Genomic DNA, 21,495 nt, shown 5'->3' on the forward strand with positions numbered 1-21,495 from the left:
CGCGGCGGCATTGCCCGCGCGCTGGCGCTGTCGCCGAAATTCGTGCTAGCCGACGAAATCGTCTCAGGCCTCGACGTGTCGACCCAGGCACAGATCCTGACGCTGTTGGAAAAACTCGCCGCCGAGATGGGCCTGACCGTTGCCTTCATCAGCCATGACCTGTCGGTGATCCGGCGGCTCTGCCGGCAAGTGATCGTCATGCGCGAAGGCGCGATCGTCGAAGCCAGTGCGACGGATACTTTGTTCGAGAAGCCGCAGCAGGCTTACACGCGCGACCTCCTCGCCGCCATTCCGCTGCCCGAGATCGATGACGCCTGGCTGCTTCCCGCCGCAAAGGCGCCGGCATGAACACATTCCTACTCGCACACCGAAGAGCGGGCCTCGGACGTGCGCCGACAAGTCAGCTCGCGAAACGGAGGAGAACTGGAATGAAATACGCAATCAGAAACACGATGCTTGCGGCCGCTCTGGCCGGCTCGATGGGAGCAGCCTCGGCTGATTCGATACCCGGCATGCGTGGCCACGACCACACCGGCGTCACCGTCCCCGACATGCAGCAGGCCGTCGAGTTTTTTACCGAGGTGGTCGGCTGCAAGAAGGCGATGTCGTTCGGCCCGTTCGCCGACGACAAGGGCACGTTCATGCAGGATCTGCTGGACGTCGATCCCAAGGCAGTGATCGAGGAGATCACCCTGGTCCGCTGCGGACACGGGTCGAACATCGAGCTGTTCAAATACACCGCGCCGGACCAGAAGGACCTGACGCCTCGCAACAGCGACATAGGCGGCTTCCACATCGCCTTCTATGTCGACGACATCGCCGCCGCAAAAGCCTATCTTGACGGCAAGGGCGTCAAGACGCGGATGGGGCCGCTGCCGGTTACCGAAGGCCCGGCCGCCGGCCAGACTATCCTCTACTTCCAGGCGCCCTGGGGCTTGCAGTTGGAAGCGATCAGCTATCCCAATGGCATGGCCTATGAAAAAGATGCGGAGACGGTGCTGTGGAGCCCGAAGAACCCGGAGAAATAGCCCGGAGCTTCCCTGGCCAGCGCAAGCCGACTGCCGGCAAGCTTGGTTTCTGAGGCGGATTGTTTCAATCCTGAAACTTCAAGCTTGAATTAATCCGCTTCAGGCGTAAACTCGACAGACAGAAGCGAAGAGGAGATCGCACGATGAAAGTTGCGGTTCTCGGCGGCGGACCAGCCGGGCTCTACTTTGCAATCTCGCTGAAGCTCAGGGATGCCGCGCATGAGGTCACGGTATTCGAGCGTAACCGTGCCGATGATACGTTCGGCTGGGGCGTCGTGCTGTCGGCCGAAACGCTGGAGAACCTGACCAAAAACGACCCGGTCAGCGCCGTCTGGATCCGCAAGCATTTCGCCTATTGGGACGACATCGCCGTCATCCATGACCGCGTGCGAACGGTCTCGACCGGTCATGGCTTTTGCGGCATCGGCCGCAAGCGGCTGCTCACCCTGCTGCAACGGCGGGCGCGCGAGCTCGGCGTCAAGCTGGTCTTCGAAACCGACATCGCCGATCCAAAGCCGTTTATGGAGACGCACGACCTGGTTGTCGCCGCCGACGGGCTGAACTCGAAAGCGCGGGGCACCTTCGTCGACGTGTTCAAGCCCGATATCGACATCCGTAAATGCAAGTTCGTTTGGCTCGGCACCCACCAGAAATTCGACGACGCCTTCACGTTCATCTTCGAGAAAACCGAGCATGGTTGGGTGTGGGCGCATGCCTACCAGTTCGACAGCGATACCGCGACCTTCATCGTAGAATGCAGCGAGCAGACCTGGCAGCGCTTCGGCTTCGGCGCGATGTCGCAGCAGGAATCAATCGCCGTCTGCGAGCGCATCTTTGCCCGTCATCTCGGCGGCCACGCGCTGATGACCAACGCCAATCATATCCGCGGCTCGGCGTGGATCAATTTCCCGCGCGTCTTGTGCGAACGCTGGTCCTACAAGAACCTGGCGCTGATGGGCGACGCGGCGGCGAGCGCGCATTTCTCGATCGGTTCCGGCACCAAGCTGGCGCTGGAAAGCGCGGTGGCGCTGGCCGACTATGTCGAGTCCGAACCGGACCTCGAAGCAGCCTTCCGCAAATATGAGGACGCCCGCCGCACCGAAGTGCTGAAGCTGCAGTCGGCGGCGCGCAATTCGCTCGAATGGTTCGAAGAGGTCGAGCGCTATCTCGGCCTCGATCCGGTGCAGTTCAACTATTCGCTTTTGACGCGTTCGCAGCGCATCAGTCACGAGAATTTGCGGCTGCGCGATGCCGAATGGCTGGCCGGCGCCGAGGAATGGTTCCAGCGTCAGGCCGGCGCCGGCGGCAACAATCTGCGTCGCGCGCCGATGTTCGCGCCGTTCCGGCTGCGCGGCATGGCGCTGCAGAACCGCGTCGTCGTCTCGCCGATGGCGCAGTACAAAGCGGTCGACGGCTGTCCGACTGACTGGCATTTCGCCCATTACGCCGAACGGGCCAAGGGCGGCGCCGGTCTCCTCTACATCGAGATGACCTGCGTCAGCGCGGAGGGCCGCATCACGCCTGGCTGCCCCGGTTTCTATGCGCCCGAGCATGAGGTCGCCTGGAAGCGGCTGGTCGAGTTCGTCCATGCCGAAACCGAGGCCAAGATCTGCGCCCAGATCGGCCATTCCGGTGCCAAAGGGTCGACCAGGCTCGGCTGGCAGGGAACCGACGTGCCGCTGCCCTCAGGCAATTGGCCGGTCATGGCAGCCTCTTCCGTGCCGTGGTCGCCGGAAAACCAGGTGCCGAAGGCGATGGACCGCGCCGACATGGATATGGTGCGCGACCAGTTTGTCGCTTCGGCCGAGATGGCGGCGCGGTGCGGCTTCGACATGCTCGAAATCCACGCCGCGCACGGCTATCTCCTGTCCTCCTTCATCACGCCCTTGACCAACCGGCGCACCGACTCCTATGGCGGCTCGCTGGAAAACCGCATGCGCTATCCCTTGGAAATCTTTCATGCGGTGCGCGCCGCATGGCCGGCCGAGAAGCCGATCTCGATGCGCATATCCGCCAATGACTGGCTGGGTATCGAAGGCGTGACGCCGGCCGACGCCGTAGAGATCGCGCGGCTGCTGCATGAGGCCGGCGTAGACATCTGCGACGTATCGGCCGGCCAGACTTCGGCCGTGGCAAGACCGGTCTATGGCCGCATGTTCCAGACGCCGTTTTCCGATCGCATCCGCAACGAGGTCGGCATGGCGACGATGGCGGTCGGCAATATCTATGAGCCGGACCACGTCAACTCGATCCTGATGGCGGGCCGCGCCGATCTCGTCGCACTGGCTAGGCCGCATCTTGCCGATCCGTACTGGACACTGCACGCGGCCGTCACGCTTGGCGACCGCGGCGTCAAATGGCCGGATCCCTATCTGCCCGGCCGCGACCAGCTCTACCGGCTGGCCGAGCGCGAAGCGGCAGCGGGGTTGAAAGTATGAGTGCCGTGGCGATGATTTCGGGACGTCATGCGCTGGTCACCGGCGGCGGCTCCGGCGTCGGCCGCGCGATCGCGCTGGCGCTGGCCGGCGCGGGCATTAACGTGACCATCTGCGGCCGGCGCGTGGAGCCGCTTGCCGAGGTTGCCGCCGAGAACAAGCGCATCTTCGCAGTTGCCGCCGACGTCACCGACGAGGCATCGATGACGGCACTCTACGAGGCCGCGGAAGCGGCACACGGAGCGTTCGACATCGTCGTTGCCAATGCCGGAATGTCCGGCAGTGCTCCGGCGCAGCGGACCTCGCTGGCAGACTGGCAGCGCACGCTCGACGTCAACTTGACCGGTGCGTTCCTGACGGTGAAGCCGGCGCTGGCCGGCATGGCAGTGCGCAAGACTGGCCGTATCATCTTCGTCGCTTCCACCGCCGGACTGAAAGGCTATCCCTATGTCGCAGCTTACGTTGCCGCCAAGCATGGCGTCGTCGGCCTGATGCGGGCACTCGCCGTCGAGACCGCCAAGTCCGGCATAACAGTGAATGCCGTGTGCCCAGGGTTTGTCGAAACCGAGATGCTGGAGAGCACCGTCCAGCGCATCGTCCAAACGACCGGCCGCTCGTCCGAGCAGGCACGGACAAGCCTAGCCGCGACCAACCCGCAAGACCGCTTCATCCAGCCGGAGGAAATTGCGGCCGCGGTACTTTATCTGTGTGGCGACGCCGCCCGGTCGATTACCGGGCAGACGATTTCGATCTCCGGAGGTGAGACATGGTAGCCGGTCCCCTACCCGCCCCGTCCGGACCCGGCAAGGACCGCCTGCGGCTGTGGATTCGCCTGCTGCGCGCCTCGCGCACCATCGAGGCCGAACTGCGCGAACGACTGCGGCAAGAGTTCAACACAACGCTGCCACGCTTCGACGTGATGGCCGCGCTCTACCGCGCGCCGGAGGGCATGCTGATGAGCGATCTTTCGCGCTTCCTGCTGGTGTCCAACGGCAATGTCACCGGCATCATCGACCGGCTGGTCTCGGAAGGGCTGGTGATGCGGGCCCGACGCAATGGCGACCGCCGCACTTCGATGGTGCGGCTGACGGAAGAGGGATCGAAGACTTTCGCCGTGATCGCCGCCGCGCATGAAAAATGGGTCGGCGAGTTGCTGGGCAATGTGAGCGAGGACGAGGCGCGCCGGCTGACCGGCATGCTGACCTCCTTCCGCAGCAATTGGGAGGGACGGGAATGACGAAGCTGGCCGGCCGCAAGCCGAAGCATTTCCTCTGGCAGGTCGAAGGCAAGATCGCAAAGATCCGGCTCGATCGACCGGAGCGCAAGAACCCGCTGACCTTCGACGGCTATGCCGAATTGCGCGACATATTTCGCGACCTTGTCTACGCCGATGATGTCGATGCTGTGGTGTTCCTGCCCAATGGCGGCAATTTCTGCTCGGGCGGCGATGTCCACGAAATCATCGGCCCACTGGTCAAGATGGACATGAAGGCGCTGCTCGCCTTCACCCGCATGACCGGCGATTTCGTCAAGGCGATGCTGAATTGCGGCAAGCCGATTATTGCGGCGGTCGATGGCGTGGCGGTCGGCGCCGGCGCGATTATCGCCATGGCCTCCGATATTCGCATCGCCACGCCCCAGGCCAAGACAGCATTCCTGTTCACCCGCGTCGGCCTTGCCGGCTGCGACATGGGGGCCTGCGCGATCCTGCCGCGCATCATTGGCCAGGGCCGCGCCGCCGAGCTGCTCTATACCGGCCGCACGATGAGTGCCGAGGAAGGCGAGCGCTGGGGCTTCTACAACCGGCTGGTCGATACCGCAACGCTTGAGGCCGACGCGCTCGACATGGCCGCGCGCGTCGTTTCCGGCCCGACCTTCGCCCACGGCATGACCAAGACGCAGCTGAATCAGGAATGGTCGATGGGGCTTGACCAGGCTATCGAATCGGAAGCGCAGGCGCAGGCGATCTGCATGCAGACACGCGATTTCGAACGGGCGTACGAGGCTTTCGTCGCCAAGGAAAAGCCGGTGTTCGAGGGGAATTGAGGATGTTTTCTTCGATAAAGACCGACAGGTTCGCGGGACAGCGCCCCCCTCTGTCCTGCCGGACATCTCCCCCTCAAGGGGGGAGATCGACTTTGGTTCCCACCTTAGCCAATCGCAACCGCCGCAAGATGCGGGCGGACGCCGGAGCTGCCAATCTCCCCCCTAGAGGGGGAGACGGCCGGCAGGCCAGAGGGGGGCGCCGTAGAGCGCGAGGCCCGAAGCATAGCGGAGGCAGAAATGCCTGACCGCTCTTTCCTCAACTGGCCGTTCTTCGAGGACCGCCATCGTGAACTGGCCGAGCGGCTGGACGCATGGTGCTCCAAGACCCTGCCGGTCGCCCATGACGATGTCGACGCCGCTTGCCGCGAGCTGGTGGCCAAGCTCGGCCGGGACGGCTGGCTGAAGCCGACGGCGCTCGACACCGAAAACCCCTCGCCGCTCGACGTGCGCACGCTCTGCCTCACGCGCGAGACGCTGGCCCGGCATGATGGGCTGGCCGATTTCGCCTTCGCCATGCAAGGGCTCGGCACTGGCGCGCTCAGCCTGTTCGGCTCGCCCGACCAGCAGAGCTGGCTGGCGAAGACACGGGCCGGCAAGGCGATTTCGGCTTTCGCGCTGTCGGAGCCGCGCTCGGGCTCGGACGTCGCCAATATGGAAATGACGTCCATGCGTGACGGCGACAGCTATCTCCTATCCGGCGAAAAGAGCTGGATCTCCAACGGCGGTATCGCTGACTTTTATGCTGTCTTTGCCCGCACCGGCGAAGCGCCCGGCGCCAAGGGGCTTTCCGCCTTTGTCGTGCCTTCCGACACCGAGGGGCTGATCGTTGCCGAGCGGCTGGAGGTGATCGCGCCGCACCCGCTCGCCCGGCTGTCCTTCGACAATGCACGCATTCCAGCCTCGGCGCTGATCGGCAAACCCGGTGACGGTTTTCGCATCGCCATGTCCGTGCTCGACGTGTTCCGTTCGACCGTCGGCGCAGCGGCGCTCGGCCTTGCCCGGCGCGCGCTGGACGAAAGCATCACAAGAGTGGCCGAGCGCAAGCTGTTCGGTGCACCGATGGCCGAGCTGCAGATGGTGCAGGGCCATATCGCCGACATGGCGCTGGATGTCGATGCCGCCGCCTTGCTGGTCTACCGCGCCGCCTGGACCAAGGACATGGGCGCGGCCCGGGTTACCCGCGAAGCCGCCATGGCCAAGCTGTTCGCTACCGACAAAGCGCAGGAGGTGATCGACAAGGCTGTACAGCTGCATGGCGGCGACGGCGTCCGCAAGGGCCATATCGTCGAAAGACTGTATCGCGAGATCCGGGCACTGCGCATCTACGAGGGAGCGTCCGACGTGCAGAAGGTGGTGATTGCACGGCAGGTGATGGGGGCGGCCTGAGACGGAGTTGTGTGGAAGAATTGATTGTCTTTGAGTTTTAAGCGACCGGATTTGAGCATTGGGAGGTTTTGACATGCACACCATCCTGCAGCCGGAAGGCTGGGCGAAACCCGTCGGCTACGCCAATGGCGTCGCCGCGCGTGGACAGCTTGTCTTCGTCGGCGGGCAGGTCGGCTGGAACGGACAGGGCCGCTTCGAGACGGATGATCTTGTCGGCCAGGTGCGGCAGACGCTGGCCAATATTGTCGCCGTGCTCGCCGAGGCCGGCGCCACGCCTGAGCATATCACCTCGATGACCTGGTACTTTACCGACAAGGCGGAATATCTGGCCAATCTCAAGGGGATCGGCGAGGCCTATCGCGAGGTGATCGGCCGGCATTTTCCGGCGATGGCCGCTATCCAGGTGATGGCGCTTGTCGAGGACCGCGCCAAGGTTGAGATCCAGGCCACGGCGGTTATTCCGGAGTGACGGCAACACGCGGCAAATTTTTTAAGCTTAAAACTTTCGCCTTGAAAAGCGCGGTACTTTGGATAGCATCCGATCTTACGACTGCCGTGCCGGGAGGGCTTTCCGGCAGTCCGGTCACTTGGCGTATCAAAGCCGTGCGGGGCCAACCCGTCCGATCACAACCAGAGGGAACGAAAATGAACTTCACCCGTCGCAACCTGCTGCTTCTTGCTGCCGCCATCGGCATCGCCGGCGGCCCGGCCTATGCCGAAGGCACGCTGAATGTCGGCGCCTATCCGACCAATCCGCCTTTTGAATACAAGAACGAGAGCGGCACGTTCGAGGGTTTCGAAGTCGACATCATCAATGAGGCGGCAAAGCGTATCGGCATGACCACTGATATCGCCGACCTCGGTTTCCAGGCGCTGTTCGCCGCCACCACCTCGAAGCGCATCGACGTCGCCATCTCGTCGATCACCATCACGCCGGAGCGGCTGAAGTCGCAGTCGTTCACGCAGCCCTACTATGATTCCGACATGGGCATCGCCGCGAAGGCCGACAGCCCAATCAAAGCCGAGGCCGACCTCAAGGGCAAGATCGTCGGCGTGCTGTCCGGCTCGACCGGCGAAGCCTGGGTCAAGGCCCACCAGGAAGCGGACGGGTTCAGTGACGTCAAAGGCTACGACACGCAGCAGAATTTGCTGCTCGACCTCAGCTCCGGCCGCGTCGATGCGGCGGTCAGCGATATTCCGGGCCTGGAATATTCTTTCACCAGGATGAAGGATCTCGCCGTAAAAGAGCGCATCAAGACCGGCGAGCAGTACGGTCTGATGATGACCAAGGACCACCCGCTGCTCGGCAAGCTGAACGACGCGCTGACCGCGATGAAGAAGGACGGCACGCTGGCCGCGATCCACAAGAAGTGGTTCGGCAGCGACGCACCGGCCGATTCCTCGACCGTCAAGGACATGCCTATGCCGAAGGCCTGAGCGGCAGTTCGCGCTTAAATGTCGTGCCGGCTTTCGTGCCGGCACGATTTCGGATTTCGGGCTCGGGCTCGAGCGTCGCGGGACGCCAAACGTTTCGGGAATGCTGCGATGTCGCTGCTGGACACCTTCTTCAACGCCGACGTCATGGTCTCCAGCCTGCCGGCGCTGCTGCGCGGTTTCCTGAACACCCTGCTGCTTGGAATCATGAGCATCGGCATCGGTATTCCCGTCGGCCTCGCGATCAGCCTAGTGCGGCTCTATGCGCCAAAGCCGCTTCGGCTGCTGGCTGTCGGCTACATCGACATTTTCCGGGCGATGCCGGTGCTGGTGGTGCTGATCCTGATCTACTATGCGCTGCCGTTCCTCGGCATTCGCCTGTCATCGTGGACTTCCGCGGTGATGGCCTTCGCCATCATCATGGCGGCCTATTCGGCCGAGGTGTTCCGCTCCGGCATAGAGAGCATTCCGCGCGGCCAGTTCGAGGCGGCGCAGGCGCTCGGCCTGCCGTTCTTGCTGACCTTGCGCAAGGTAGTGCTGCCGCAGGCGATCCGCGTCGTCATTCCGCCAATGACCAGCAATTGCGTGTCGATGTTCAAGGACACCTCGCTCGCCTCCACGGTAGCATTGCCTGAACTGCTGAAGGAAGCGACCAACGCGCAATCGCTCTATGCCAATCCCTCACCGCTGATCGGCGCGGCGCTGGTCTATCTGATCTTTCTCTGGCCGATGGTCCGACTCGTCAGCCTCCTGGAACGCCGCTTCCAGACCGAAAAGACCCGCTGAGGTCGCCAACGATTTCCGTCCGCCAATTCCCCGAATATCAACTTCCGTTAGGCACTTCGCAGGAGACGAGCTTGAACCAGCATCAGATTTCGAAAACCGGCGATGCCGCAGCTTTCCCGGTCGAGACGATCCGCGCCATGTTTCCCGCCTTGCAGCAAGCCGGAGACTTCGTCTTCATGGACAATGCCGCCGGCGCGCAGATCCCGCAAAGCGTGCTCGATGCGGTCACCAACCATTTGGTCGCGCATAATGTGCAGCGCGGCGGCCGCTATGGCCGCAGCGTCACCGTCGATCAAGCAGTGGCCGGCGCGCGCGAAAGCGTGGCCTTGCTGATCAACGCTACCAACCCGGCGGAGATCTGCTTCGGCATGAACGCCACTTCGTTCATCCGCCTGGTCAGCCTCGGCATCGGCCAGATGCTTTCCGAGCGCCCAAACGGGGAGCGTGACGAGATCGTCATCACCGACATGGATCACGACGCTAATATCGCGACGTGGCTGGCGCTGGCGCCCGCCGGCGCCAAGTTCAAATGGTGGCGGATGCGCGAGGACGGCAATCTGCATGTCGACGATTTGCGCCCGCTGGTCTCAGAGCGCACCCGGCTCGTCGCCTGCACGGTGACGGCGCATTCGATCGGCTCGATTGTCGACGTTGCTTCCGTGGCTAGGATTGCGCATGCGGCAGGCGCCGAAGTGTTCCTAGACTGCGTGCATTACGGCCCGCACGGGTTGATCGATGTGCAGGCCTGGGATTGCGATTATCTGGTCTGCTCCGGCTACAAGAATTTCTCGCCGCATATGGGCTTCCTGTGGGGCCGCTTCGAAACACTGAAGCGCTTGCCGACCTTCCGCGAGGATTTCATCCCCGACGAGCCGCCTTACAAGATCGAGGCCGGTACCTTCATTTACGAGAACGTCTCCGGCATGGATGCCGCGGTGCGCTATCTCGAGTCGATCGGCCGCAATTTCTTGTCCGAGAATAACCGGTCGCGTCGCGACAACATCGTCGCCGGCATGAATGCCATCCGCGATTACGAGCAGGTGCTGGCGCGCGAAATGCTGGCGGTGCTCAAGGGTTGCGGCGCGACGATCTATGGTGTCGCCGACGAAGCACGCCTCAGCGAGCGCGTGCCGACTTTCTGTTTCAACATCGGCACGCTGTCGCCGCAGAGGATCGTCGAGGAAATGGCCGAGATGCAGATCGGCATTCGCGACGGCCATATGTATGCGCCGCGCCTGATGAAGCGGCTCAACTTAAGCATGGACAGCGGCGCCGTCCGCGCCTCGCTGGTGCATTACAATACGATTGAGGAAGTTCGGCGTTTCGGCGAGGCGCTGCGTACCGTCATCGCCCGGCTGTCCTGATCGGGCTGTCCGGCTGCGCTTGCGCCGTTCTGGTGGAGCGCGAAAGCGGTTGCACCCGGGCTCTCCAGGCCGGGGCGCAACTGCATGCTTGGGATCAGGTAATCGCCGCCATTCTGCTGCCGATAAGGAATGGGCCGGATTGTCTCGAGCGTCCGCATCCTCTCGCGCAGCCGCTCCGCGACAGGCTCGAAATCGGCTTCCCCAAAACGGTCCACCCTGTAAACCACGAACGGCGGAAGCACGTCGTAGCCCGGATAATAGAGAATTCCGTGATTGATCGGGAACAGCACGTCGTCGATCGGGCCGTTGACGCCGCGGGCAGAATAATGCTCCTCCCAGCCGCCGGTGGTCACGATCAGCATTGCGCGCTTGCCGGCGAGCGTTCCCTCACCAAAGCGGTCACCCCACCGCTTGTCGCTGTGCTCGCCAACGCCATAGGCGAAGCCGTAGGCGTACACGCGATCGACCCAGCCCTTGAGGATCGCCGGCATGGCGTACCACCACAGCGGGAACTGGAGGATCAGGGTGTCGGCCCATAGCAGCTTGTCGATCTCGGCTTTGACGTCATCGGTCAGAGTGCCGCTCGCAAAAGCTTTTTTGGAGGCGCCGGCCGGCAGGAAACGTGCTTCCGGCGGCCACGACGGAAAGTCGGCACGGTCCACCTCGGATTTCCAGCCATCGGCATAGAGGTCGGACACCCGCACCTCGTGGCCCTGGGCCTGGAGTTCCCTGATGGCGACGTCACGCAGCGCGCCGTTGAGCGAACGCGGCTCAGGATGAGCAAAAACAAGCAGGACTTTCATGGGTCTACTCCGAAGAAGGACGATAGACACCAAAGATAGCCAGCCGCGGGCGGATCCACTATATGTAGGAAATGTATAAGATTATGCCGAATAATGGATAGATCGGACGTCACTCTCGAGCGCATGCGCACCTTCGTTCGCGTCGCCGAGCGCGGCAGCCTCTCGGCGGTGGCGCGCGAGCTCGGAGTTGGGCAGTCGACGGTCACACGGCATTTGCGAGAACTCGAGGAGGCCGTCGGCGTGCCCTTGCTCAGCAGGACCACCCGGCGTGTGACGATGACCGATGAAGGCAGCCGTTACTATGCCGACAGCGTCCAGATCCTGCGCCTCGTTGAGCAGGCCGGCGATGAGGCGCGGGGCACGCGCGGCGCGTCGGCCGGCACGATCCGGATATCCTGCACGGCGGCGCTCGGGGTCTTGCACGTCAGCCGGTTGATCTTCGCCTTTCAGGACCGCTATCCCGATATCGGCATCGATCTTAGCCTCACCGACGAGCGCATCGACCTTGTGCGGGAGGGCGTCGACATTGCGCTTCGCCTGGGTCCGCTCACCGACAGCTCGATGAAACTGCGGGCGCTCGGGCAATCCCGGCGTCTGCTGGTGGCGGCGCCGGCCTATCTGGCGGCGCGGGGCAGACCGGCTGTCCCGCAGGGTCTGCCTGGCCATGAAGGCATCCGGATGTCGAACATCGCGGGAAGCGACACACTCACCTTGCAGGGGCCAGGCGGCGAGACCTTTGCGGTGCCCTTTGGCGGTCGATTTCGAGTCGACCATGGGCTTGCCGCGCGCGAAGCCCTTGTCGCCGGACGCGGCATCGCACCCGCCCACCATTGGCTTGTCGACGATCTCCTGACGGCCGGCCGGCTGGAAGTGGTCCTGCCGGGCTGTTTTCCGCCCCCCGTCCCGCTGAGCATGCTGATCGTCCCGGAACGCGCCGGCATTGCCCGGGTGCGGCTGCTGGTCGACTTTCTCGTCGAGCAGATCTCCAGCATTCCGGGGATCGAGAAGCCGTAGCCGGCCGGCAAACCTCGCCGGATCAGGCGGCCTTCTTTTTCGCCAACCTTGCCTTGATGCTGGCGACGTCGGCACGCGGCGTCGCCGCGAACAGCGTCCTGGTGTAGCTGTGCTTGGGGTCGGCGAAGACCTCGTCGCGCGAGCCGTATTCGACCGCCTCGCCGAAATACATCACCATCACGTCGTCGGCGATATAGCGTACCACCGACAGGTCGTGGCTGATGAAAACATAGGTCAGCTGAAACTCATCCTGCAGGTCGGCGAGCAGGTTCAGCACCTGCGCCTGCACCGAAAGATCAAGTGCCGAGACGGGCTCGTCCAGCACCAGAAGGCTGGGGTTGAGCATCAGCGCGCGGGCAATGGCGATCCGCTGGCGCTGGCCGCCCGAAAACATATGCGGGTAGCGATTATAGTGCTCGGGGCCAAGACCGACCTTCTTCAGCATCTTCATGGCGAGATCGCGCCGTTCGTCGGCCGTGCTGTCGGTGTTGATGAGCAGCGGCTCGCCAAGCACGTCGCCGATCTTCTGGCGTGGATTGAGCGAACCATAGGGGTTCTGGAAGACGATCTGCACCTTGCGGCGCATTTCCTTCGACAGACCATCCCTCGCGATGTCGACGTTCTTGCCATCGATGAAAAGCTCGCCGGAGGTCGCCGGGTCGATCAGGGTGATGATGCGGGCGAGTGTTGACTTGCCGCAGCCGCTCTCGCCGACGATGGCCAGCGTCTTGCCCTTGTCGACGCTGAACGAAACACCCTTAACCGCATGAACCGTACGGGAGGGGCGGAAAAGCCCGCCGCCGACATGATAGTCGCGCACGATGTTCTTGCCTTCGACTACCGTCACGCTCATGAGGCGGTTCCTCCTGCGGATCGGGCTGCGACTACAGAGGGGGCCGGCTCGAACAGCATGTCGGAAACAGTCGGCAACCGGTCGCCGACGGCGTTTTCCGGCAGCGCCGACAGGAGCGCGCGGGTGTAATTGCTCTTGGGGGATTCGAACAGCGACAGCACGTCGGCCTCTTCCATCTTGCGGCCCTTGTACTGGACGATGACACGGTCGGCGGTCTCGGCAACCACCCCCATATTGTGGGTGATCATGATCAGGCCCATGCCGTATTTGGCCTGCAGGCCGACCAGCAGATCGAGGATCTGCTTCTGGATGGTGACGTCGAGTGCCGTGGTTGGCTCGTCGGCTATCAAAAGCTTCGGATTGCAGGCGATGGCGATGGCAATCATGACGCGCTGGCACTGGCCGCCCGACATCTGATGCGGGAACGAGCCCAGCCGTTCCTCGGGGTCGGCGATGCCGACGAGCTTCATCAGTTCAATGGCGCGCGCCCGGCGCTGAGCACGGTCCATGCCCATATGAAAGCGCAGCACCTCCTCGATCTGGAAGCCGACGGTGAAGCATGGGTTGAGGCTTGCGACCGGTTCCTGGAAGATCATCGAAATGTCCTTGCCGACGATCTTGCGCCGCTCGGATGGGCCGAGCTTGAGCAGGTCGATGCCGTCGAAGGCCATGCGGTCGGCCCTCACCGTCGCCGTGTTGGGCAAGAGCCCCATCACCGCCAGCATCGCCACCGATTTTCCGGAACCGGATTCGCCGACGATCGCCAGCACCTCGCGCGGTTCGACCGACAGGTCGATGCCTTGTACCGCCATGAATGGTCCGGCGGCGGTGTCGAAGGAAACGGTCAGGTTCGTGATCTCGAGAAGAGGCATTGGATCATGACCTCTTCAGCTTGGGGTCGAAGGCATCGCGCAGGCCGTCGCCGATCAGATTGATTGCAAGCACAGTGATCAGGATGGCAAGGCCGGGGAAGGTCACCACCCAAGGCGCGCGCAGGATGAATTCGCGCGCCGAAGCGAGCATCGTCCCCCATTCCGGCGTCGGCGGCTGCGCACCGACACCGAGGAAGCCGAGCGCCGCAGCCTCGAGAATAGCGTTGGAGAAGGACAGCGTGGCCTGCACGATCAGCGGTGCCAGGCAGTTCGGCAAGATCGTCCTCACCATCAAGCGAAGATGACCGGCGCCGGCCACCTTGGCGGAGATCACATACTCGCGGTTCTTTTCGGCCATCACGGCGGCGCGGGTGAGACGTGCGAAATGCGGCTGCAGCACCAGTGCGATCGCCAGCATGGCATTGAACAGGCCCGGGCCGAGGATCGCCACCAACACCAGCGCCAGAAGTAGGGACGGGAAGGCCAGGATGATATCCATGATGCGCATGATCAGCGTGTCGACCCAGCCGCGGAAATAGCCGGCGAGCACGCCAAGCACGATGCCGCTGGTGAGCGAGAAGACGACGACCACCAGGCCGATGAACAGCGAAAAACGCGCCCCGAAGATTAACCGCGAAAGCATGTCGCGGCCGACGGCATCGGTGCCGAGCAGGAACATCGATTTGCCGCCTTCCTGCCAGGCAGGAGGCGCCAGCAGTGCATCGCGAAACTGCTCGTCGGGCGAATGCGGGGCGACGAACGGCGCAAAGATCGCCACCAGCACCAGCGCCGAAAACACGACAAGACCGATGACGGCCCCGGTGTTCATCGAGAAGTAATGCCAGAACTCGGCAAACGCCCTTTGCCTGCCGCCTGTCGGGATGGAGGCAGCGGTGGCTTCGGCGGCGGATTCGTCGGTCATCTCACTGCACCCGGATGCGCGGATTGATGACCGCGTAGAGCACGTCGACGATCAGGTTCACCGCCATGACGATCAGCGCGATGATCAGCAATCCGCTCTGCACGACGACATAGTCGCGCTTGCCGATGGCGTCGATCATCCATTTGCCGATGCCTGGCCAGGAAAAAATGGTTTCGGTCAGAATGGCGCCTGCCATCAACGTGCCGACCTGCAGTCCAATGGTGGTGACCACTGGGATCAGCGCGTTGCGAAAAGCATGCAGCCCGATGACACGGCGCGGCGCCAGGCCCTTGGCACGCGCGGTGCGGACATAGTCCTCGCCCAGCACCTCGAGCATCGCCGAGCGCGTCTGGCGCGCTATGACGGCGAGCGGGATCGTCGCCAGCACGATCGATGGCAGGATCAGATGGCTGACGGCGGATTTGAAAGCGCCGCTCCTGCCGGAGATCAAGCTGTCGATGAGCATGAACCCGGTCGTCGGCCTGAAGAAATACTGCAGGCCGATGCGGCCGGAAACCGGCGTCCAGCCGAGATAGCCGGAGAAGAAGATAATGAGCAGCAGCCCCCACCAGAAGATCGGCATCGAATAGCCGGTCAGCGCGACACCCATCGTCGCCTGGTCGAACCAGGAGCCCCGCTTGACCGCAGCGAAAATGCCGGCAGGGATGCCAAGCAGGATGGCGATGATCAACGCCACCGTCGCCAGTTCCAGCGTGGCCGGAAACAGCGCCTGGAATTCGCCGAGCACTGGCCGCTTGGTGGCAATGGATATGCCGAAATCGCCGGTGAGGACCCTGCCGATATATTCCAGGTACTGGATGACATAGGGCCGGTTGTAGCCAAACTGCTCGATGAGCTGGGCGTAGCGTTCGGGGCTGACGCCGCGCTCGCCGGCCAGGGCCAGGATGGGATCGCCGGGCAGAAGCCGGACGAAAGCGAACGCCGCCAGCGATATGCCGAACACGGTCGGGATGATCAAAGCGAGCTTGTGGAGGAGATAACGGAGCATCTTGCTTCATAGAACGGCGGCGCGGGAAGTCCAGCGCCGCCGTTCAATTTCTCAGGACTTATTCGGTGACGTCGACGCCGTCAAACCGATGAATGCCGAGCGGGTCCATAACGAAGCCCGACACCTTCTTGTTCATCGGCATGAAGACCTTGGAGTGGGCGATGGTCAGCCACGGAGCCTCACGCTTGAACACCACCTGAGCTTCCTCGTAGATCTTGGTGCGCTCGGCGACGTCCGTCGTTGCCTTGCCTTTTTTCAGCAGGGCTTCGAATTCCTGATTGCACCAGATCGCATAATTGGACTGGCCGATGGCATCGCAACCGAGCAGGAAAAAGAAGTTGTCCGGATCGCCATTGTCCCCGGTCCAGCCCAGTTGGAAGGCGCCGTCGCGATCCTTGGCTTTGCCGCGCTGGCGATACTCGGTCCATTCGTAGCTGACGATCTCCGCCTTGACGCCGACGGCGGCATAGTCGGCCTGGATCAACTCGGCGACGCGCTGGGCGTTCGGGTTGTAGGGGCGGCTGACCGGCATAGCCCAGATCTTCATCGACAGATCCTTGACGCCGGCGTCGGCCAGCATCTTCTTGGCCGCCTCCGGATCGTAGGGATCGTCCTTGATGTCCTTGTTATAGGACCACATGGTCGGCGGGATCGGGTTGATGGCCGGCGTGCCGGCACCCTGATAGACCGCGTCGATGATTGCCTTCTTGTTCACCGCCATGTTGAGGGCCTTGCGGACCTCGACCTTATCGAAGGGCGGCTGCGTTGTGTTATAGGCCATGTAGCCGATATTCAGGCCTTCCTGCTCATCGACCTTGAGGTTCGTGTCGGCCTGCAGTCCGGCAATGTCGGCTGGCGCCGGGTACGACATGATATCGCATTCGCCCGCCTTCAGCTTCTGCGCGCGCACGGCGGGATCGGGCGTGATGGCGAAGATCAGATCGTCGATCTTCTGGCGGCCGCCATAGTAGCCGTCCCATGCCGCGTAGCGGATGACCGCGTCGACCTGGTAGTCGACGAACTGGAACGGACCGGTGCCGACCGGCTTCTGGGTGAACTGCTGCCTGGTGCCGGCCTTGTCGAGCTGGTCGGCATACTCTTTGGAAACGATCGAGGCGAAATCCATGCCGAGGTCCGGCAGGAACGCGACTTCAGGCTTGTTCAGCACGAATTTCACCGTCAGGTCGTCGACCTTGACGATTTCCTTCAGGAGATCGGGGAAGCCCATGCCGGTGAAATATTCCCAGCCGGTGCCTTCCAGATAGCTGTACCACGGGCTTTCTTTCTTCCACTGGCGTTCGAAGGAAAAGATCACGTCGTCGGCGTTGAGGTCGCGCGTCGGCGTGAAATAATCGGTCGTCTGGAATTTCACACCAGGGCGAAGCTTGAAGGTGTATTCGAGACCGTCGTCGGAAACCGTCCAGCTCTCTGCCAGGCCGGGGGAGATGGTGGTCTTGCCATGCTCGAACTCGACCAGGCGCGAATAGATGGTGCGCGACGAGGCGTCGAAGTCGTTGCCGCCGCTCCATGGCGACGGGTCGAAGCCGGCCGGCGAAGCCTCCGAGCAATAGACCAGTTGTTTTGCGTTGGCCATGCCGCCGAGGACGCTTGCAGCCAGCAACGCGGCTGCAAAAGTCAGTTTCTTTTTCATTGAGCACTCCCTGATGTTCTTCCAAGCCCCTCTATCAGGCTCGCGAAGGCCGCATATAAGCACCGTTTTTCTAGCTTTGGAACTGCTTGTTTGCCTAACCCACGGGAAGCAGAAAAAAATTCCGGCACGCGGCAAATTGTGGAAAAAACGAGCCGAATCCGCAGATCACGACATTATTAGCGACTTCAATTTTTTGTTGATCGGCGATGCCGCCAATTGTGGGAATCGAGCCTTTCGGTTCAAGAGACCCGCGTCCGAAAACCGGTCGCGGCCTAGAGGTTTGACGGCAAGTCTTACCGCACTCCTGGTGGCGAAGGCTTGCATGGCCGCCGCTTGTGGCAATACATAGATAGATGGGCAGCGTGCCGAATTTTCCCGGGTTTCGGGCATTGCGGCAAGCGTTGGGATATCTTTGTTGATCAGGGCGGTGGTGGCGCGCAAGCATGCCGAAACAATAAGAACGATTGAGGGAGCGACAGGTGGCAAAACCGGCAAAGACAACCAGCGCGGCGAAAGCAAAGGCCGAGGCAACATCGAAAGCAGTCAAGTCAAAAGCGGCCGACGCCAAGCCGGCGGCTACCGCGAAGGCAAGCGCGAAGCCGGCGGCGAAGACCACGGCTGGAACGGCTGCTAAACCGGCAACCCGCAAGACGGCGCCTGCTGCAAAGTCTGCCGGCAAGCCGGCGGCGAAGGCAGTGCCGACAGCGCCCCGACCGTCGGCAGGTCCGGCCAAGAGATTACCAAAGGCGATCACGTCGCTGGCCGCCGGCCTGCCGGAAAAACCGTGGCTCAAGAGTTATCCAAAGATCGTGCCGGCCGAGATCGGCGCTCTGCCCTCCAGCTCGATCGGCGACTTTCTCGTCACCGTGTGCAAGCAATTTGCGAATCGGCCGGCCTTCGTCTGCATGGGCAAATCGATCACCTATGCCGACCTCGAGCGACAGTCGGCCGCCTTCGGCGCCTATCTGCAATCAACGGGGCTGCAGAAGGGCGCGCGCGTCGCACTGATGATGCCGAATGTGCTGCAATATCCGGTGGCGATCATGGCAGTGCTTCGCGCCGGCTATGTCGTGGTCAATATCAATCCGCTCTACACGCCGCGCGAGCTGGAGCACCAGCTCAAGGATTCCGGCGCTCAAGCCATTGTCATCCTCGAAAATTTCGCCTGCACCCTGCAGGCGGTGATCGCCAGGACCGCAGTCAAGCATATCGTGGTCGCCTCGATGGGCGACATGCTAGGCGGGCTCAAGGGAACGATCGTCAACTTCGTTGTACGCCGCGTCAAAAAGATGGTCCCGGCATGGTCGCTGCCCGGCCATGTCAAATTCAGCGCCGCGCTGAAGGCAGGCGCCGGCATGGCCTTCAGGCCCGCAAAGGTCGCGGCCGACGACATCGCCTTCCTGCAATACACAGGCGGCACGACCGGCATCTCCAAGGGCGCGATGCTTTTGCACAGCAACATTTTGGCGAACGTCGCGCAGAACGCGCTGTGGGCTGAAGACGCCTTTACCGTCAAGCCTAAGCCGGCGCATCTGAACTTCCTCTGCGCGCTGCCGCTCTATCACATTTTTGCGCTGACGGCGAACGTGCTGGTAGGCATGCAGCAAGGCGCACAGAATGTCCTCATCCCCAATCCGCGCGACATTCCCGGCTTCGTCAAAGAGCTGCAGAAATACCCGATCCACATCTTTCCGGGCCTCAACACGCTGTTCAATGCGCTGCTCAACAATGAGGATTTTCGCAAGCTCGATTTCAAGCCGCTGATCCTGACGCTGGGTGGCGGCATGCCGGTGCAGAGGGCCATCGCCGAACGCTGGAAGGCGCTGACCGGCTGCCCGATCAGCGAGGCCTACGGGCTTACCGAAACCTCACCGGGGACAACCATCAACAAATTCAGCGACGGCGTTTACACCGGCACGATCGGCCTGCCGCTGCCCTCGACCGAGATCGCCATCCGCGACGACGACGGCAACAATTTGCCGCTCGGCGAAGTCGGCGAAATCTGCATCCGCGGACCGCAAGTGATGGCCGGCTACTGGAACCGGCCGGACGAGACCGCCAAGGTGATGACTGAGGACGGCTTCTTCAAGTCGGGCGACATGGGCTTCATGGACGAGCTTGGCTACACCAAGATCGTCGACCGCAAGAAGGACATGATCCTGGTTTCCGGCTTCAACGTCTATCCGAACGAACTCGAGGAAGTGGTGGCGCAGCATCCGGGCGTACTCGAAGTGGCGGCGATCGGCGTGCCGGACGAGCATTCGGGTGAAGTGCCGAAGCTGTTCGTCGTCAAGAAGGACCCTGGGCTGACCGCCGAAGCGCTGGCGGCTTATTGCAAAGAGAACCTGACCGGCTACAAACGCCCCAGGCATATCGAGTTCCGCACCGAGCTGCCCAAGACACCGGTCGGCAAGATCCTGCGACGGGCGTTGCGGGGCTAGGCGCAGCTTGAGCGATTGCATCGCCGGCGCCAATGCGGTGGGTATAGGCTCGCGCCCAGATCCGGCAGAGTTCATCCGGGCGAACATGCGGATCGCGGCAGTACCTGCGATTCCCGAAATTCGGCTTTACACCGCCCATCCGGGAAGCGGGCTCAGGCGGCTTGTCGAGTGGAACCAACACGCTACCGAAGAAGACGGACCTGAACCGGAGCCACCGTATTGGGCCTATGTCTGGGCCGGCGGCGCGGTGCTCGCCCGCTATATTTTCGACCGGCCGGAGACCGTGACCGGCCGTCGCGTGCTCGACCTCGGCGCCGGCTCGGGCCTCGTCGGCATCGCAGCGGCAAAAGCCGGCGCAAGCGCGGTGATCGCGGCCGAGATCGACCGCAACGGCGTTGCCGCGATCGGCCTCAATGCGATGGCGAACGGCGTTGTGATTGCGACGATCGGCGGGGACATAACCAGCGGTCCGCCGCCACCGGTGGATGTCGTGGTGGTCGGCGACCTGTTTTACGCCCATGATCTTGCCGGCCGGGTCGTTCCCTTCCTCGACCGCTGCCTCGCTGCCGGCATCGAGGTGCTGGTCGGCGATCCGGGCCGCGCCTATCTGCCCCGCTCGCGGCTTCGCCTGCTGGCCGAATACGAGGTGCCGGATGTCGGCGAAGGCAGGAATGCGGCGATGAAACCGAGTGGCGTGTTCTCGTTCGGACAGTTTAGCTGCGAGTCTAGACCGTCTCGCTGACTCGGGCCGCAAGAAAATCGGGCAGATCGGCAACTGAATCGAGGATGACGTCGGCGATCTGCGACAGCGATTCCCGTGTGCCGGTGCCGGACAGCACGCCGATCGCCAGGCCACAGCCGCCGGCCCGCGCCATCTCCAGATCGTGGCGATTGTCGCCGACCATTGCGATCGTCGCCGGCCTGAGCCCTGTCAGATCCGAGAAGGCAAGGATCGTATCCGGCGCCGGTTTTGGATTGGCCACCGCATCGTAACCATAGGCGGCGTCGAAAAGCTGCGCGACGCCCAGAGTGACCAAGGTCTTTTCCGCGCCGCTGGTCGAATCGTTGGTGGCGACGCCAAGCCGGTAGGATTTTCTGTGAAGCAGGCCAAGCGTCTCGACCACGCCCGGTAGCGCCACTGCCATTGCCGATCCCTGCGCCGAAGTGATGGCGTTGAAGCGGGCGACGGCAAGCATCTGGTCCTCGTCGGACAGCCGTGGAAACCACAGCTCGACGACGTCCATGTTGGTCCCCGAGGCAAAAATCGAATCCGGCTTGAAGCGCTTGCTGGCGAAGTCGAAGCCCGCCGCCGCAAGCAGCCTGTCTGCTTTCCAGCGATCGCCTTCGGCCGCATCCATCGCCATGAAGTCGGCGATGCCCAGCCATGTCGCGTTGAAATCTACGAGCGTGCCGTCCTTGTCGAACAATATTCCCTTGATGTCCGCCAAGCT

General features: G+C 62.7%; 21 protein-coding genes and 1 pseudogene. 14 read left to right on the forward strand and 8 right to left on the reverse strand.

All coding sequences use genetic code 11. The features are described 5' to 3' along the window. The 11 genes and pseudogenes from NKI63_RS18735 to NKI63_RS18785 all read left to right on the forward strand — a co-directional run. Positions 1 to 348, forward strand: a pseudogene (locus tag NKI63_RS18735) (ABC transporter ATP-binding protein); the annotation flags it as partial. An 80-nt stretch (positions 349 to 428) separates the two neighbouring features. Further along, the gene (locus tag NKI63_RS18740) at positions 429 to 1,028 is read left to right on the forward strand and encodes a VOC family protein (RefSeq protein WP_352822778.1); all 600 of its coding nucleotides are present in this window, start codon (positions 429 to 431) and stop codon (positions 1,026 to 1,028) included. Positions 1,029 to 1,171: 143 nt separating this feature from the next. Continuing rightward, entirely contained in the window at positions 1,172 to 3,466 is a 2,295-nt protein-coding gene (locus NKI63_RS18745; protein ID WP_352506092.1) for a bifunctional salicylyl-CoA 5-hydroxylase/oxidoreductase, read from the forward strand. Further along, on the forward strand, positions 3,463 to 4,236 hold the full coding sequence (locus NKI63_RS18750) for an SDR family NAD(P)-dependent oxidoreductase (RefSeq protein ID WP_352506091.1): 774 nt from the start codon (positions 3,463 to 3,465) through the stop codon (positions 4,234 to 4,236). Before NKI63_RS18745 ends, NKI63_RS18750 begins: the two co-directional genes overlap by 4 nt. Beyond that, entirely contained in the window at positions 4,230 to 4,700 is a 471-nt protein-coding gene (locus tag NKI63_RS18755) for a MarR family winged helix-turn-helix transcriptional regulator (RefSeq protein WP_254816232.1), read from the forward strand. The genes NKI63_RS18750 and NKI63_RS18755 overlap by 7 nt, the downstream gene beginning before the upstream one ends. After that, positions 4,697 to 5,509 carry an enoyl-CoA hydratase family protein gene (locus tag NKI63_RS18760; protein WP_352506090.1) on the forward strand — a complete coding sequence of 271 codons (813 nt, stop codon included), beginning with the start codon at positions 4,697 to 4,699 and terminating at the stop codon, positions 5,507 to 5,509. Before NKI63_RS18755 ends, NKI63_RS18760 begins: the two co-directional genes overlap by 4 nt. A 237-nt stretch (positions 5,510 to 5,746) precedes the next feature. Continuing rightward, positions 5,747 to 6,895, forward strand: coding sequence for an acyl-CoA dehydrogenase family protein (locus tag NKI63_RS18765; protein ID WP_352822782.1), 1,149 nt, complete (start codon positions 5,747 to 5,749; stop codon positions 6,893 to 6,895). Positions 6,896 to 6,968: 73 nt separating this feature from the next. Further along, on the forward strand, positions 6,969 to 7,364 hold the full coding sequence (locus tag NKI63_RS18770) for a RidA family protein (protein WP_352506088.1): 396 nt from the start codon (positions 6,969 to 6,971) through the stop codon (positions 7,362 to 7,364). Positions 7,365 to 7,540: 176 nt separating this feature from the next. Continuing rightward, positions 7,541 to 8,332, forward strand: a complete 792-nt coding sequence (locus NKI63_RS18775; RefSeq protein WP_352506087.1) for an ABC transporter substrate-binding protein — start codon at positions 7,541 to 7,543, stop codon at positions 8,330 to 8,332. Between the two features lie 108 nt (positions 8,333 to 8,440). Continuing rightward, positions 8,441 to 9,115 (forward strand): amino acid ABC transporter permease, encoded by a 675-nt coding sequence (locus tag NKI63_RS18780; protein ID WP_292656040.1) that lies wholly within the window; start codon positions 8,441 to 8,443, stop codon positions 9,113 to 9,115. A gap of 71 nt (positions 9,116 to 9,186) precedes the next feature. Continuing rightward, complete coding sequence (locus NKI63_RS18785) at positions 9,187 to 10,479, forward strand: cysteine desulfurase-like protein (RefSeq protein ID WP_352506086.1); 1,293 nt, start codon at positions 9,187 to 9,189, stop codon at positions 10,477 to 10,479. On the opposite strand, the gene NKI63_RS18790 is transcribed toward NKI63_RS18785, so the two are convergent. Then, positions 10,410 to 11,282: an NAD(P)H-dependent oxidoreductase gene (locus NKI63_RS18790; protein WP_352506085.1), complete on the reverse strand. Its 873-nt coding sequence runs from the start codon at positions 11,280 to 11,282 to the stop codon at positions 10,410 to 10,412. The two genes, NKI63_RS18785 and NKI63_RS18790, sit on opposite strands and share 70 nt — an antisense overlap. Before the next feature lie 93 nt (positions 11,283 to 11,375). Between NKI63_RS18790 and NKI63_RS18795 the strand changes: the two genes are divergently transcribed. Beyond that, the gene (locus NKI63_RS18795) at positions 11,376 to 12,296 is read left to right on the forward strand and encodes a LysR family transcriptional regulator (RefSeq protein ID WP_352506084.1); all 921 of its coding nucleotides are present in this window, start codon (positions 11,376 to 11,378) and stop codon (positions 12,294 to 12,296) included. A 22-nt stretch (positions 12,297 to 12,318) separates the two neighbouring features. On the opposite strand, the gene NKI63_RS18800 is transcribed toward NKI63_RS18795, so the two are convergent. From NKI63_RS18800 to NKI63_RS18825, 6 genes are all read right to left on the reverse strand, one after another. Next, a complete protein-coding gene (locus tag NKI63_RS18800) occupies positions 12,319 to 13,149 on the reverse strand; it encodes a dipeptide ABC transporter ATP-binding protein (protein ID WP_352506083.1) in 831 nt (276 codons plus the stop codon). After that, the gene (locus NKI63_RS18805; protein ID WP_352822789.1) at positions 13,146 to 14,021 is read right to left on the reverse strand and encodes an ABC transporter ATP-binding protein; all 876 of its coding nucleotides are present in this window, start codon (positions 14,019 to 14,021) and stop codon (positions 13,146 to 13,148) included. The genes NKI63_RS18800 and NKI63_RS18805 overlap by 4 nt, the downstream gene beginning before the upstream one ends. Before the next feature lie 4 nt (positions 14,022 to 14,025). After that, positions 14,026 to 14,943: an ABC transporter permease subunit gene (locus NKI63_RS18810; RefSeq protein ID WP_023676823.1), complete on the reverse strand. Its 918-nt coding sequence runs from the start codon at positions 14,941 to 14,943 to the stop codon at positions 14,026 to 14,028. Position 14,944: 1 nt separating this feature from the next. Next, entirely contained in the window at positions 14,945 to 15,952 is a 1,008-nt protein-coding gene (locus tag NKI63_RS18815) for an ABC transporter permease subunit (RefSeq protein ID WP_254816243.1), read from the reverse strand. Between the two features lie 58 nt (positions 15,953 to 16,010). Beyond that, positions 16,011 to 17,603 carry an ABC transporter substrate-binding protein gene (locus NKI63_RS18820; protein WP_254816244.1) on the reverse strand — a complete coding sequence of 531 codons (1,593 nt, stop codon included), beginning with the start codon at positions 17,601 to 17,603 and terminating at the stop codon, positions 16,011 to 16,013. Between the two features lie 94 nt (positions 17,604 to 17,697). Continuing rightward, positions 17,698 to 18,396, reverse strand: a complete 699-nt coding sequence (locus NKI63_RS18825) for a hypothetical protein (RefSeq protein WP_352822792.1) — start codon at positions 18,394 to 18,396, stop codon at positions 17,698 to 17,700. 16 nt (positions 18,397 to 18,412) lie between these two features. On the opposite strand from NKI63_RS18825, the gene NKI63_RS18830 reads away from it, so the two are divergent. After that, positions 18,413 to 20,044, forward strand: a complete 1,632-nt coding sequence (locus NKI63_RS18830; protein WP_352822795.1) for a long-chain-fatty-acid--CoA ligase — start codon at positions 18,413 to 18,415, stop codon at positions 20,042 to 20,044. A 7-nt stretch (positions 20,045 to 20,051) separates the two neighbouring features. After that, positions 20,052 to 20,786, forward strand: coding sequence for a class I SAM-dependent methyltransferase (locus NKI63_RS18835; protein ID WP_352822798.1), 735 nt, complete (start codon positions 20,052 to 20,054; stop codon positions 20,784 to 20,786). Here the strand turns inward: NKI63_RS18835 and NKI63_RS18840 are convergent. Continuing rightward, the gene (locus NKI63_RS18840; protein WP_352506078.1) at positions 20,770 to 21,492 is read right to left on the reverse strand and encodes an HAD family hydrolase; all 723 of its coding nucleotides are present in this window, start codon (positions 21,490 to 21,492) and stop codon (positions 20,770 to 20,772) included. The two genes, NKI63_RS18835 and NKI63_RS18840, sit on opposite strands and share 17 nt — an antisense overlap. Positions 21,493 to 21,495 lie beyond the last annotated feature (3 nt).

Source organism: Mesorhizobium sp. M0410, from assembly GCF_040321435.1.
In the GTDB taxonomy this organism is placed as follows: Bacteria; Pseudomonadota; Alphaproteobacteria; order Rhizobiales; family Rhizobiaceae; genus Mesorhizobium.